The sequence below is a fragment of the Niallia sp. 01092 genome (assembly GCF_052318935.1).
GTDB lineage: Bacteria > Bacillota > Bacilli > Bacillales > Cytobacillaceae > Niallia.
Genome location: NZ_JBQRKO010000014.1, coordinates 109073 through 123924, shown reverse-complemented (window position 1 = coordinate 123924; position 14852 = coordinate 109073). Strand labels below are relative to the sequence as shown.

The following is a 14852-nucleotide window of genomic DNA, read 5'->3' as shown; positions in this document are numbered from 1 at the left end:
TAACATTATTAATAACTTAATATTATTAAAAAGAATATTGAAAATTATTTAAGAACTAAGGAAGGAGAAAGTTTTTTTACACTGATTTATTCATGGGAAATAATACAATTAGCGAAAAAATGAATGAATTCGGATTGAATATCGAGTTAGAAAACCTAACATTAATGTTTTAACTGGAGGAAAGTATATGAATCTTTTTCGAAAAAAGTCGATTGATTTATTATTGTCTCAAGCAAACAACAAAGGATCTCATTTAAAAAAAGATTTAGGTGCCTTTGATTTAACAATGCTTGGGATAGGAGCGATTATTGGAACAGGGATCTTTGTATTAACAGGAGTAGCTGCTTCATTACATGCAGGTCCGGCACTTGTTATTTCTTTTGTATTATCTGGACTTGCTTGCTTATTCGCAGCCCTTTGTTATTCTGAATTTGCTTCGATTGTTCCTACGTCTGGAAGTGCTTATACTTATAGCTATGCTACATTTGGGGAGTTACTTGCATGGATATTAGGGTGGGATCTTATCTTAGAATATGGACTTGCTTCTTCAGCTGTTGCAAGTGGTTGGTCTGGTTATTTCCAAGGGCTTCTTTCAGGTTTTGGGATACATCTGCCAACAGCCTTAACGAGTGCGTACAATCCTGAAAAAGGAACGTATATTGATTTGCCAGCTATTTTTATTGTTTTTCTTATTACCACGCTTCTCATTAGCGGTGTAAAAAAATCGTCTAGATTTAATGCCATTATGGTTATTGTAAAGGTTAGTGTTATTCTTTTATTTATTTTTGTAGGTTTTAATTATGTCACACCAGAAAATTGGACACCTTTTATGCCATTTGGTTTTTCAGGAGTTGCGGTTGGTGCTGCTACTGTATTCTTTGCTTATTTAGGATTCGATGCTGTTGCTACAGCGGCGGAAGAAGTAAAGAATCCTCAGCGCAATATGCCAATAGGAATTATTGCTTCTCTAGCTGTTTGTACCGTTCTTTATATCATTGTCAGCTCGATTCTTACTGGAATTGTCCCATATACAGAATTAAATGTAAAAAACCCAGCTGCATTTGCCCTGCAATATATTCAGCAAGATTGGGCTGCTGGATTTATCTCTCTCGGTGCGATTGTCGGGATCACAACAGTATTGCTTGTCATGCTGTATGCTCAAACAAGGTTGTTTTATTCAATGAGTCGTGATGGGCTATTGCCTAAGGTTTTATCAAATGTTAACAAAAAAACGAAAACACCAATTTCTAATACACTAATTACTGGTGCTATTGTAGCTGTTTTTGCAGGGTGTGTTCCATTGAACAAATTGGCTGAGCTTGCAAATATCGGAACATTATTTGCCTTTATTGTTGTATCCATTGGAATTCTTGTATTAAGAAAAACACAGCCAGAATTAAAAAGACCTTTTAAAGTACCGTTTGTACCAGTTGTTCCAATTTTATCGGTTCTATTTTGCGGATTTTTGATTATTCAGCTTCCAGGTTATACATGGATAAGTTTTTGTATTTGGCTGGTAATTGGTCTATTTGTTTATTTGGTTTATGGAAGAAAAAATAGTGAATTAGGGAAAGCGGAAAATAAAGATCAAGTGGCATAATTTTTTAGGCTGTTTTCTAAAAGTTTGTTGTTTTTGAATTAAATAATAAACAAGGTTGAAGCACTGAGCAGCCTGAATACACGTAGACTCCTGCGGAAAAAGCGAGAAAGACGAGACCCCACAGGAGCATAGCGACGAGGAGGCTCGGCACTCGTCCGCGGAAAGCGAAGTGTATTCAGGCTGCGGGTTTAACAACAATCTATACGTAAAGAGCCATTTTTTATTTTCATGTAATGATTTATTAAGGAAAGTAAGTATATAAATTGCAAGGTGCTTTTAAAGATTTAGAGAAAAAATGGATGGAATGATTGTTAATAATATTCATAGATAAAAAGCAGTTCTCTTACGATAGAGAGCTGTTTTTCTTTTGTAGAGATGTGTTTTATTCGTTATTACAAAACGAATAAAAAAATAGATTAATATATTTTAAATGTAAAATAATATTGAAAACATCCTACGTTTTTGTATGTAAAAATAGTGGAGCATATTCTATTATGAGTATAGTGAAAAATGAATATGGAAAATGAATTACAATTACATTAAATGGAGGAATAATCTTATGACTACTATTACAGCTAAAAAAAATCTTGAAAATATACATGCATATGTGGCAGGAAAGCCTATTGAAGAGGTTCAGCGCGAATTAGGGCTTGAAAGAATCATTAAATTAGCATCGAATGAAAATCCTTATGGATATTCAGCATCAGCAAAGGAAGCGATGCTATCGGAAATGGATCAAACGCATTTTTATCCTGAGATGACAGCACCAGCATTAGCTAATAAATTAGCTGAAAAACTGCAGGTAGAGAAGGATCAGATTATTATCGGAAATGGCTCTGACGAAATTATTCGTTTGTTGACAAAAAGTTATATAGATGCAAACGATGAAGTCATTATGCCTGATGTTACCTTTCCTCGTTATGAAACGAACACATTAATTGAAGGTGGTAGCCCGGTGCTTGTTCCTCTAGTGGATGGTGTTCATGACCTACAATCTATGTATAACGCGATTACAGAAAAAACGAAAATGATTGTCATTTGTAATCCAAATAATCCAACAGGAACTATCGTGAGAAAACAAGAATTAGCAGACTTTATTAACGATGTACCTAAACATATTATGCTAGTTATCGATGAAGCTTATTATGAGTATGTCAATGACGAGGAATATTTAGAAACGATTCCTTTTCTTCAGACAAATTCCAACCTAGTCATTCTTCGCACTTTTTCAAAAGTTTATGGATTAGCATCCTTGCGTATTGGCTATGGCATTATGCATCCGTCTATCATCGAAGAATTAGTGAAAGTAAAAGATGCATTTAATACAAACCGATTAGCACAAGCAGCTGCGTTGGCTTCTTTAGAAGATGAAGATTTTGTAGAATATTGCGCGACTCAGAATGAAAAATGTCGAAAGTATTTAGAAACGGAATTAACAAAAATGGGATTAGAATTCTTTCCTTCCCATACCAACTTCATCATGATTAAGCTAAATCAGCCTGGAAAAGAAATATTTGAAGGATTGTTAAAGCAAGGTATTATCATTCGTTCAGGTCATTTGCTTGGCTACGACCATACAATTCGCGTTTCTATTGGCAGTCAGCAAGAGAATGAAGAGTTTATTAAAGCATTGCAAAATTTGATTGGATAAATTCATTTAGAAACATACAAAACTCCAATGGAGACTCGTCCCTCGTCTCCACCATCTAACAAAGAATAGAAGGAGATTCTAACCTAATAAAGGATTTTTCTATTGAGATTACTATTGCATTTTTAAAAAAATTTGAAAACGATCATCATTTAATGGTTGTTCCAAAAATTCTTCGTAAATAAAATCGGCAAAAAGACAGGTTACTTTAAGTAACTTGCCTTTTTGCCGATTTTGTCATTGTATGATTAATCGACTGTGCAATTTTAAAATGAAAAGATCGTTTGATTTCATATCTATGTCTTTAGTTCTCTTTTATTAATAAACTTTGGCTGTTTTCTAAAAGTTTGTTGTTTTTGAATAAAATAATAAACATGGTTGAAACACTGAGCAGCCTGAATACACGTAGACTCCTGCGGGAAAAGCGAGAAAGACAAGACTTGTGCAGGAGCATAGCGAGGCCACTGAAGAAGTGTTTTATTATATAAATAATAGATAAAGCTCTTATATTTAGTTGGATAAAAATGGTATATATAGTTTGGGAACGACTATCATGTTGGTTAGGAGAGGCGTCCGTACGACTCCTGCGGGATTAGCGAGACAGGCGAGACCCCACAGGAGCAAAGCGACGAGGAGGCTCGGCGCTCGCCCCGCGGAAAGCGTGTGGTAAGCCTCGGATAACCGAACGAAAACCTCTGAGTACTTGGATTGTCACTATCTATATTTGATAGCATCCACTTTTTCAGTAACCTCAGCATAGCGACGAGGAGCCTCGGCGCTCGTCCGCGGAAAGCGAAGTGTATTCAGGCTGCGGGTTAAATAATAACCATCTATACGAAAATAGCCTAAAATTTAGACTGTAGACCTACGTGAAAAAAGCAATAAGTAATGAGAACGGGCATATAGCCACTAGAAGAAGCCCTCGATATTAAAGTACGCTAACAATATGCTGACAGGTTTTGCTTTCTCTTTTCTATGCCGAAGTAAAAAAACTGTAACAAAAATGAACTATTTCCGCAATAAAGCAGGAAATTCCTTTTGCTACAATGAAAGAAAAGGGATACGATACAATATTGCTGAATAGTAAGTTCTAACAGGGATGACAGGAGGAAGTTTATGACTTTAGAAAAAAAATTAATAGATAAACTATATTATGAAGGATACACAAAGGATAGAAAGGAACTTCCTATTGAAGTGTTAGGGCAATTATATAGATCAGAACAAAGCAAAAATATTCCGGATTTAACTTCTATTCGCTTTGCACAAGGTGAACTTTATTTTCAATATCAAGATTATGAAGCAGCTATTTTTAAATGGGAAAATATTAATAATGAATTAGAGCCATGGGCAAAGAAAAACTTAGCGGATGCCTATATGGCATTAGGAGAATTACCTACTGCTGAAAGTATTTATAAAGCGATTCTTTCCGACTCTGATTTATTAAACGTCGAAATTTCTTTACAATTATTTGCTCTTTACATAGAAAAAGGAAACCATGAAATGGCACTGGCTACGATTAAGAAGCTAATAATAAGCCATCCAGACTATAATAATATGACATTGCTTGCACGGTCATATTTTGAAGAACAAAAGTATTGGGATGAAGCGGTAGAGTTAGCTATGAAGGAAGGGGCAAGAACGGAATCATTAAAATGGTATGAATCTCTAATAAACTATGCCGATTTAGGGGTAACTGCAAACTATGAACCGGGCTATTTCATCACTAGTTTAGATCATGCACAGAAGTTAGATCAGCAAACATTTGAACGATTGGTTTTATCTATATGGAATAAATACGAAAATACAAGCTATTATTTAACTTGGTTAAAAGAATTTAATCTATTATTTAATAAAATACTGGCTGATTCATTTGAACCATGGGGAGAACTTCCTGCTCAATTAGGAAAAACATATATCACATTAATTAGCGGTGTGTATCCTATTAAAGACATAAAAGGTATTGCATCAGTTGCTTTAAGCAATTACTTTACGATTGCGGAAGGCCAGCAAGAAATGGTTGCTGCATCGTATATATTAGCATGGAATGACATGTTTCCATATACCATTCAAGGTGAATATGTGGCGAAAGCAGAAGCTCGGATTAACCAAATATCAGGAACATATGTTGAGTTATCACAATTTATACAACTTTTTCAAGATATATTAAATTGGGCAGATAACCATGATATTCGAATAGATAAGAAATTTGCCAAAAAAGTCATCGAATATATTCCATCGAAAGCTTCACATCTTTTTATCGTTGGAGCTCCTGAAAGCGGTGTAAATGAATATATAAATGAACTGATTGGAGCAGCAATTTTAACGGAAGATACTACTAGTCTAGTGGCTATTAAAGAGCATGATTATTTGGAAATTAAGGAAATTACAGATGAAGAAGATGATACAATTGACAATTTATCTAATTTTTACGATGAATTACTTGTAACAGATCATCAAAATGATATAAAAGTATATGACTTATATACTCCATCTCCATTTTTAAGTGAAAATAACTGGATCATTACGACTGCACCGTTTTACCCTAACGAACAATATGCAGAGTATGGGTTGTTAGCAGATAGTCTAGTCTATGTAATAAATGATAGAACATTATTTCGAAATAATGAACATGAGAAATTATTAGAGATGCAAGAGAAAGTTCCACAGCTTACTATTCAGTTTTTAATTTATATGGAAGATGCAGATAACGAAATGGTTGCAACAAAGCGATTGCAAAAGGCAACCTCTACTATTCAGCACTATTTTCCAACAAGTGAAATCTTTATCTATTCACAGCAAGAAGATAGAGGGAATCACTTAGCTAAGATAAGCAGCTATTATCAAAGGCATTTTTCTGATAGACGGATGAAAGAAGAGAGAACAGCAAAAAGCATTGCGATAATTCAAGACCTTATCACAAACTTACTTGATAAACGGGTAGATTTGGAAAATAGCATAAGCGACACGTTGACGATGTATCAAGAAATTGTTAGTAAATTAACTGGTGCAAGCAACCAATTGAGTGATATGGAAGCGGAAAAAGCTAATGTCATAACGGAGGAATTTCATCGTTTAAAGAGAGTTGTCACACAACAAATAATGAAAGATATTCCGGAGTTGCTGCAATCATGTAAAGATATGGTGAAGGAAGATAGTGACTTTGGAAAAATACATGTTCAGTTAAATGATGAAATGAATAAGCGGATTAATCAATATGTACAGAACACGCTGTTACCGAATCTTCATGATCAAATAGCTGGATGGATTGAGTTATCGGAACAAGAATTTACAAACAGCCAACAGTATTTGCAGGAGCTATGTGAAGGATTCAATGATCTTTATGAAAATCAGCAGATGGAATTAATAGGTGATTTTACCGTACTTAATGATTGGAAAAGAGACGCTCGTCGTCTGACAAGTGGAATTGTTGTTGATCACCAAAATATTTTGCTGCGATTTAAACCTTCTCAAGTTTTATTAAAAAGTGCCGGGAAATTATTAGGAAGTATTCCGCAAAATAAAAAAATGCTTTATTCAAAATATCAAAAATTTCTTGAAACAGAAGATTTTTCTGAAGTGGCAGCTTCAGTTTCCAATACATTTACTGTCCCGTTTGAATTTTTTGAAAAGGGAATAGATAGTGACATTAACATGTTCTTTAAAAATCCACAAAGCGTGCTGCAGCAAACAATTGCGGAAAAAGTAGTAGAAATAAAGGATAACAAAAGCTTATTAGAAAAATTAAAAAACAACCCAGAGATGTTCCATGATCCACTAAGGCTTTTTGAGCTTCAATTATTACAGTATGATTGGTTAACAAGTGCATCAAAGTTGGCAACAGCAAGCGTTTTTCAAGAGGAAAAATGATCTTGTTTAGACAGCAGCGGAAATATGTAAAGGCTGTTTTCGTATAGATTGTTGCTTTTAAACGCGCAGCCTGAATACACTTCGCTTTACGTGGACGAGCGTCGAGCCTCCTCGTCGCATACGCTCTGCTTAAGTCTCGTCTTTCTCGCAGTCTACGTGTATTCAGTCTGCTAAGTACTTCTACTCTCATTTTTTTACGCGAAAAACAACAAACTTTGAGAAAACAGCCTATGTAAAAAAGGCAGTCCTAATTGGGCTGCCTTTTTAATAAGAAATTATAATTTAAATGAACTTTTGAGGGAAACGATACGATTAAATACGGGCTTTTCAGAAGTAGTATACTTTGGATCTACACTAAAATATCCGTGTCTAAAAAATTGAAACTTGTCGTATGCTTGAACATCTTTCATATTCGGTTCAATAAAACCTTGTACAACCTCAAGTGAATGATGGTTCACATAATCTAAAAATGTTTTTCCTTCTTCTATTTCTGTTTCCTCATCTAAAATAAGAGGTTCATACAAACGGAATTCAGCTGGGATCGCTTGTGATGCATCAACCCAATGAAGTGTTCCTTTTACTTTTCTGCCTGTAAAACCAGATCCGCTTTTTGTTTCGATATCATACGTACAGTGAAGCTCAACAACATTGCCATTTTCATCTTTTATGACATCTTCACATTTAATAAAATATGCGTGTTTTAAGCGAACTTCGTTTCCAGGGAACAGACGGAAATACTTTTTCGGTGGATTTTCCATAAAATCTTCTTGTTCAATATAGATTTCACGAGAAAAAGGAATTTGTCTTGTTCCCATTTCAGGGTTTTCAGGATTAATTTCCGCATCCAGCATTTCAACTTGTCCTTCAGGATAGTTTGTAATAACAACCTTTAACGGATTTAATACACCCATTGTTCTTGGTGCTTTTAATTTTAAATCTTCCCGAACGAAATGATCGAGCATCGCAGAGTCAACAGCACCAGAGCCTTTAGAAATTCCTAGCTCTTTACAAAATGCTTGGATTGCCTCTGGGGTAACGCCTTTTCTTCTTAAGCCGGAAATAGTCGGCATTCGTGGATCATTCCATCCATCTACATATTCTTCATCCACTAATTGTTTTAATTTTCGTTTACTCATTACAGTATTTGTAATATTAAGTCTCCCAAACTCTATTTGTTGTGGGGTGCTTTCCATCTCGCATTCTTTAATTACCCAATCGTAAAAAGGTCGTTGATCTTCAAACTCTGTTGTGCAAAGCGAATGGGTGATTCCTTCGATGGCATCCTCTAATGGGTGAGCAAAGGCGTACATCGGGTAAATACACCATTTATCCCCTGTATTATGATGATTTGCGTGGGAGATGCGATAAATCACCGGATCACGTAAATTAATATTTGGTGAAGCCATATCTATTTTGGCGCGAAGTACTTTTTCACCATTTCCAAAATCACCATTTCGCATTGCTTTAAAAAGCTGAAGGTTTTCTTCCACTGAACGTGTACGATACGGACTTTCTTTACCAGGTTCTGTCAAAGTTCCACGGTATTCTCGGATTTCGTCTGCAGATAAATCATCGACATAAGCAAGTCCTTTTTCTATTAACAACACGGCACGGTTGTACATTTCATCAAAATAATCAGATGCAAAAAGTAAATTTTCCCATTTGTATCCAAGCCATTCTACATCTTCTTTGATAGCATTTACATATTCAATATCTTCTTTTAATGGGTTCGTATCATCAAAACGAAGATTCGTTTTGCCGTTAAATTCATCTGCTAGACCAAAGTTAATAAAAATGGATTTTGCATGCCCGATATGTAAATAACCATTTGGTTCTGGTGGAAAGCGCGTAACCACAGAACTATGTTTCCCTGTTTCTAAATCTTCTTTAATAATGCTTTTAATAAAATTTGAGTTATTATCCATCTATATAACCACCTTTCTTTTTATATATGAAGTTTTTAGTAAGTAATCAAGAACACAAACTAAGCTGATAAATAGATAAATAAAAAAAGTACTTATTATGATTATAACAATAATATAACCAAAATTTTATTATAAACTTCGCAGAAACGAAACGAAAGTAGAATAATTTATGTATTTTTGCTATTTTTTAATTTTGTAACATATATTAAAATTTTTATAAAATTCTAAATTTTTAGAAGGGATTTGCTGTATTCTGTCGAATAGTTTGTAAAAGGGGTGTTTAATAAATGATAAAAAATTATGAAATAAGAGAACATTATTTTGATGAAATGTTTGAAAATCCAGAAAAGCCGCAAATGCATTACCAATCATTATTTGAAAATATGTCTTCATTAGATGAGGATACTATTAATAATAGACATATGTTAGCTGAACAGGATTTTATGAGACAAGGGATAACATTTACTGTATATGATAACGAAGAAGGAACGGAAAGAACGATGCCTTTTGATCCATTGCCGCGAATAATTCCTAAAAATGAGTGGGTAGTCATTGAAAAGGGGCTGCAGCAAAGAGTAAAAGCGTTAAATTGTTTTCTTGAGGATATTTATACCGAACAAAATATTTTGCGAGATAACGTAGTTCCTCGTGAATTAATTGTAACATCTCCCCATTTTTATCATCAGGTATACGGGGTAAAGGTTCCTGAAAAAAATCATGTCTTTATTGCTGGCATTGATTTGATTAGGGATGAAAAAGGGAACTATTTAGTATTAGAAGATAATATTCGAAATCCTTCCGGGCTTTCCTATGTTTTTCAAAACCGTTATATTATGAGAAAGCTTTTTCCAGAGATGTTTAAAGGGTATGAATTGCAGTCGTTGGATAATTATTTATACGAGATGCATGCTGCTTTAAAACGCATCGCACCAAATAATAAAGAAAACCCAACAATTGCTTTGCTAACACCAGGGATGTTTAACTCAGCTTATTACGATCATAGCTTTTTAGCAAAACAGATGGGAATAGATCTGGTGGTAAGTAGAGATTTGATTGTTCAAAACCGAGTCGTATATATGAAAACAACAAAAGGGTTACAGCAAGTAGATGTTATTTATCGACGAATTGATGATGACTATTTAGATCCTTTAGAGTTTAAAGAAGACTCTTTAATCGGAGTACCAGGCTTGTTGGATGCTTATCGTGCGGGGAATGTATCTATTGCCAATGCGATTGGAAATGGGGTTGCTGATGATAAAGCAACATATGCATACGTTCCGGATATGATTCGATATTATTTAAATGAAGAGCCGATATTGTCGAATGTAAAAACATATATTTTATCCAAAAAGGAAGATTACGATTATGCATTAAATCACTTGGATGAACTTGTATTTAAAGAAAGAAACTCTTCTGGCGGATACAATATGCTAATAGGTCCGCATGCTACAGAAGAGCAGAAAAGCATATTCCGGGCAAAAATAATCGAAAATCCGGAAAACTTTATTGCGCAGCCTACCATTTCTCTTTCAACGTTGCCTACATATACAGAAGAGGGAATTCAAAGCAGGCATGTCGATCTTCGTGCATTTGTATTGTTAAATGAAGAACCACGTGTTGTACCAGGGGGATTAACAAGAGTTGCATTAAAAAAAGGCTCGCTTGTTGTCAATTCATCACAGGGCGGCGGAAGCAAAGACACATGGGTATTAGGCAATAGTGCAGACGACAAGGGGGCGGAATAAATGTTAAGTCGTGTGGCAGATTCTCTTTATTGGATAGCTCAAAATATGGAAAGAGCTGATTGCATGGCAAAGCTGCTATCAGTAAGAATTGTAACTATTCTAGAAAATCACAATCCATTGCTGGGCACGGAAAGTGATTGGAAAGAAGTTATTGAAATAACAAGCAAAAAAGAAGATTATAATAAATTATATGATACATATGATCGTGACTCTGTTATCCAGTACATAGCTTTTTCTAAATTTAATGTTAACTCTATTTTATCTTGTATAAAGGTTGCAAGAGAAAATGCTAGAACGATTCGTGAGATGATTCCAATCGAATTATGGGAAATAATAAATGAATTATATTTAGAAATAAAAAATTTCAGGCCAGCCGATTTAAAAATGGAACAATTGAATCGCTATTTTCAAAGTATTCGGGAAAAATATTTATTATTTCAAGGGATTATTTCAGTTTTAATGCCACGAACAGAAGGATATTCATTTTTAGTATTCGGCAAATATTTGGAGGTTATCCGAAAATTAGCTCAAACACTTGACGTGTGTTATCATAACAAACAAATAGAAAGAGTTGAAAATGAAGATAGTCACTACCATTTTTGGAGTTCTGTTTTAAGTAGCTTAAGCGGATATGATTCTTATATTCAAAAATACCAAGCATCGATGGACCCTATTAAAATAGTTAATTATTTGCTATTTGATGACACGTTGCCACGTTCAGCAAGCTACAGTGTTCAGCAGTTAACCGATGCTTTTCAACGGTTGGAAAAACAACAAATAAATGATTATGCAAGAAAATTATATGATCAACTAGAAGAGTTACATAAAGAATTGCGCTATCATTCAGTGCAAAATTTACCGATTTCACTCCATGAATATTGTCAAAGGTTACAGCTCCTTTGTGATTCGCTTGGAATTACGATAATGGAGACATATTATCTAGGAGAGATGATTCCAACATGAAATATGAAGTGCTTCAACGATCACATTATAAATATAGCTTGCCAGTGAAGCAAAGCATTAATCAATGTATTTTCAAACCATTGTCAACTACAAGTCAAAAGTTATTGCAATATGACCTTATCATAAATCCGCAAGCAACTTATTATCATCACGATGATTATTGGGGAAATGAAGTCAGTACTTTTTATATTTGGGATTCTCATGATGAATTATTAGTAGAAACTCGTTCTTTATTGGAAATTAATTATCAAAAGCAGGATATTTTTATTAGTGAACAGGTGAAAAATAAAATGAAAATGGCATCATTTCAGGCAGAGTATGCAGAGTTTCTTATGCCCACATCTTATACGATGCTGAAAAAAGAAATGATTCAATCCGTAATGGACAAGCTAGGAGAAAAGGATACGGATGTCTACACCTTTTTGCACAGATTAAATGAATATATTTATAATAGTTTTGCCTATGTACCTGGTGCTACACATGTAAAAACGGTTGCCTATGAAGCATTTGAAAAACGATCTGGGGTTTGCCAAGATTTTTCTCATGTCATGTTAGCGATATGTAGAAATGCCGGTATCCCAGCACGTTATGTGAGCGGCTATATATATGGTGGAGAAGACGCTGCTATGCGGGGAGATTCTCAAACACATGCATGGATAGAAGCGTATATTCCAGAGTACGGTTGGATCGGTTTTGATCCAACCAATAATATGATGGCATTAAATCAGCATATCTGTGTTGCGACAGGAAGGGATTATGCAGATATTACGCCATTAAAAGGGGTATATATTGGAAGTGGAACACAAGATATGAGCGTGTCCATTAGTGTAAGCAAAGTAAAAGATAACGATAAAGTTTACTGTTAAAAAAGAGCTTTCCCTTCGATGGGAAAGCTCTTTTTAAAATAATAATCGAATGACCGCCATACAAAAAACACCACATAACACGGTTGTCAGCAGGCTTTTTGTTTTTATAGCAACAATAAATGTTGGAACAACCGCTAATAAAACGGTCCAATTTAATTGTAAACCTGCTTTGTCTTTTATTAGCAAGCTTTCGACAATTAATCCGGTGAAAATGCAAACTGGAATAAAGGACAGCCATTTTTCGACCGGTTTTGGTATGGAAAAATTACGCACTAATATAAAAGGCAGCACTCTTGGAATAATGGTAACGAGCATACATCCTAAAAGAAGGAGAAGAAATTCAGTTGTTATCGTCATTTTTCCGTCACCACCCCGACTGAAGCAACAATGATCGTCGAAAGAATGACAGCAAGGCTTCCAGAGACAATGGATGACAGAAGCAGCATGCATATAATCATTAAGATGATAAGAAATACATAATGCTTTAATTTAGAATGCTGAATCGTTTGCAGCTGTAGAATAAGCAACGCAATAAACATAGCAGGTAAAGCGAAATCAAATCCTAAAATTTTTGGGTCTGGCAACCAACCTCCTAAATAAGCTCCTAGTGAACAAGAAATGATCCAAACAATATAAGCAGTTAAATTAAGCCCATTCATCCATCGGTCACTGATAGGGAGTTTTTTTGCGACCTTTATAATAGCAACGCCAAAAGATTCATCTGTTACTAAGCTGCCAATTCCAATGTTTCTCAATAATGAATAGTAGCGAAATGATGGAGCTAATGCCGAGCTAAGCAACAAATGTCTTAAATTAACGATAAAAGTGGTTAAAATAATAGCACTGATTGGGCTAGATGCAGCAAGCATAGCACAAATAATAAATTGTGCAGATCCTGCATAAACAAGAGTAGACATCAGAAAAATTTGAAAAATGTTTAATCCGGATGATACCCCAACAATGCCCATAGCTATTCCGATACTAATATAGCCTAATAAAGTTGGAATACAGTCTTTTATCCCGTCTGAAAATGTAGGGGTGTAAGCTTCTTTTTTATAGGAAGTATTTAAAGTATCCACCATTGTTCTCCTTTTTTGTATTATATATTATCTATTTGTATGTTATAATGAACATTATAGTAAGGTTCGGTAAATAAATCAACTATTCATTTAAAGGAGATTAGAATGCAGTCTATTACGAATACAGTTGGACAAAACTTAGAGAATCTACGAAAAAAAAGGGGATACAGTCTAGATAAAGTCGCAGAATTAACGGGTGTCAGTAAAGGAATGCTGGCGCAAATTGAAAAAGGGAAATCAAATCCAACAGTCTCAACGCTTTGGAAAATAGCAATGGGATTACAAGTGTCTTTTTCCTATTTTTTGGCTGAAACCTCCACAACAGTTAAAAAAGTTAGCATCAAGGAAATGGTAGCATTTGAAGATGACAGCAGTCAGTATCGGCTATTCTCGTTATTTCCTTTTCATCCAGGGAAAAAATTTGAAATATATACGATTCAGTTGGATGAAAATGCTAGTCATATTTCAGAAAAGCATCCTGGAGAGGAGTATATCTTAGTAGGGGAAGGAGAGATTAGTTTAGAAATTGGTGAACATATGTATAACTTAGAAGCAGGAGATGGTTTACAATTTACACCAAATCAAACGCATGTTTATAAAAATATATCGAACAAAACAGCTACTATATTTAACCTCATCTATTATTCTGAGTAAAAGTATGGAACCATTAGAAGAAGATAAACTGTAAATGCAACGGCGGGAAAAAGGGATGAGAGCAAGAAAAACAGTACGACGGCAAAAATACGGAATATGGAATCTATAAACATTTCTTATTAAAACAAAAGCTATGTTAAAGCTTATTGTTGATTTTGGCACAATGTTGATTGTTGTGGAAGGCGTGAGACTCCTGCGGGAAAAGCGCCGAGGAGGCTCCCGGACCGCCCGCGGAAAGCGAACGCCTGAAACGGAAATCAACAGGCAAGTTTAACAGAGCCAAAACAAAAAAACCATCCTCTTGTACGTGGTGAGAATGGTTTTTTCGATGTTTTTTTTGTTTTTTTATGAGTTGTTCTTGTTTCGTTTTTGTTTTTTTCGTAACAGGATGAATAGCTCCCCAGCTTCCTCTGCGAATCGTTGTATCAAATCCATATTCCTTCAAGTACTTATCTCTTTTCTTTTTTGCTTGTGATTTTGCCATGTTTTAACTTCCTTTCTTATT

General features: G+C 34.8%; 11 protein-coding genes. 7 read left to right on the top strand and 4 right to left on the bottom strand.

From position 1 onward, the window contains the following. Nucleotides 1-187 precede the first annotated feature (187 nt). The 3 genes from ACTXGU_RS14540 to ACTXGU_RS14530 all read left to right on the top strand — a co-directional run bounded on the left by ACTXGU_RS14540 (nt 188) and on the right by ACTXGU_RS14530 (nt 7115). Nucleotides 188-1600 carry an amino acid permease gene (locus tag ACTXGU_RS14540; RefSeq protein WP_443482244.1) on the top strand — a complete coding sequence of 471 codons (1413 nt, stop codon included), beginning with the start codon at nt 188-190 and terminating at the stop codon, nt 1598-1600. A gap of 559 nt (nt 1601-2159) precedes the next feature. Then, on the top strand, nt 2160-3251 hold the full coding sequence (gene hisC / locus ACTXGU_RS14535; protein ID WP_443482243.1) for a histidinol-phosphate transaminase: 1092 nt from the start codon (nt 2160-2162) through the stop codon (nt 3249-3251). Nucleotides 3252-4364: 1113 nt separating this feature from the next. Then, a complete protein-coding gene (locus ACTXGU_RS14530) occupies nt 4365-7115 on the top strand; it encodes a GTP-binding protein (protein WP_443482242.1) in 2751 nt (916 codons plus the stop codon). Between the two features lie 275 nt (nt 7116-7390). On the opposite strand, the gene ACTXGU_RS14525 is transcribed toward ACTXGU_RS14530, so the two are convergent. Further along, complete coding sequence (locus ACTXGU_RS14525) at nt 7391-9040, bottom strand: glutamine--tRNA ligase/YqeY domain fusion protein (protein ID WP_443482241.1); 1650 nt, start codon at nt 9038-9040, stop codon at nt 7391-7393. A 287-nt stretch (nt 9041-9327) separates the two neighbouring features. Here ACTXGU_RS14525 and ACTXGU_RS14520 point away from each other — a divergent pair, with 287 nt between their 5' ends. The 3 genes from ACTXGU_RS14520 to ACTXGU_RS14510 are packed head-to-tail and all read left to right on the top strand — an operon-like array spanning nt 9328 to nt 12614. Beyond that, complete coding sequence (locus ACTXGU_RS14520) at nt 9328-10785, top strand: circularly permuted type 2 ATP-grasp protein (RefSeq protein WP_443482240.1); 1458 nt, start codon at nt 9328-9330, stop codon at nt 10783-10785. Beyond that, nucleotides 10786-11748: an alpha-E domain-containing protein gene (locus ACTXGU_RS14515; protein WP_443482239.1), complete on the top strand. Its 963-nt coding sequence runs from the start codon at nt 10786-10788 to the stop codon at nt 11746-11748. It begins immediately after the preceding gene. Next, nucleotides 11745-12614: a transglutaminase family protein gene (locus ACTXGU_RS14510; RefSeq protein WP_443482238.1), complete on the top strand. Its 870-nt coding sequence runs from the start codon at nt 11745-11747 to the stop codon at nt 12612-12614. Before ACTXGU_RS14515 ends, ACTXGU_RS14510 begins: the two co-directional genes overlap by 4 nt. A gap of 33 nt (nt 12615-12647) precedes the next feature. On the opposite strand, the gene ACTXGU_RS14505 is transcribed toward ACTXGU_RS14510, so the two are convergent. Beyond that, nucleotides 12648-12971: an AzlD domain-containing protein gene (locus tag ACTXGU_RS14505; protein WP_443482237.1), complete on the bottom strand. Its 324-nt coding sequence runs from the start codon at nt 12969-12971 to the stop codon at nt 12648-12650. Further along, a complete protein-coding gene (locus ACTXGU_RS14500; RefSeq protein WP_443482236.1) occupies nt 12968-13696 on the bottom strand; it encodes an AzlC family ABC transporter permease in 729 nt (242 codons plus the stop codon). The genes ACTXGU_RS14505 and ACTXGU_RS14500 overlap by 4 nt, the downstream gene beginning before the upstream one ends. Before the next feature lie 102 nt (nt 13697-13798). Between ACTXGU_RS14500 and ACTXGU_RS14495 the strand changes: the two genes are divergently transcribed. Beyond that, the gene (locus ACTXGU_RS14495; RefSeq protein ID WP_443482235.1) at nt 13799-14347 is read left to right on the top strand and encodes a helix-turn-helix domain-containing protein; all 549 of its coding nucleotides are present in this window, start codon (nt 13799-13801) and stop codon (nt 14345-14347) included. A gap of 136 nt (nt 14348-14483) precedes the next feature. Here ACTXGU_RS14495 and ACTXGU_RS14490 read toward each other — a convergent pair whose 3' ends face one another. After that, nucleotides 14484-14831 (bottom strand): hypothetical protein, encoded by a 348-nt coding sequence (locus ACTXGU_RS14490; protein WP_443482234.1) that lies wholly within the window; start codon nt 14829-14831, stop codon nt 14484-14486. Nucleotides 14832-14852 lie beyond the last annotated feature (21 nt).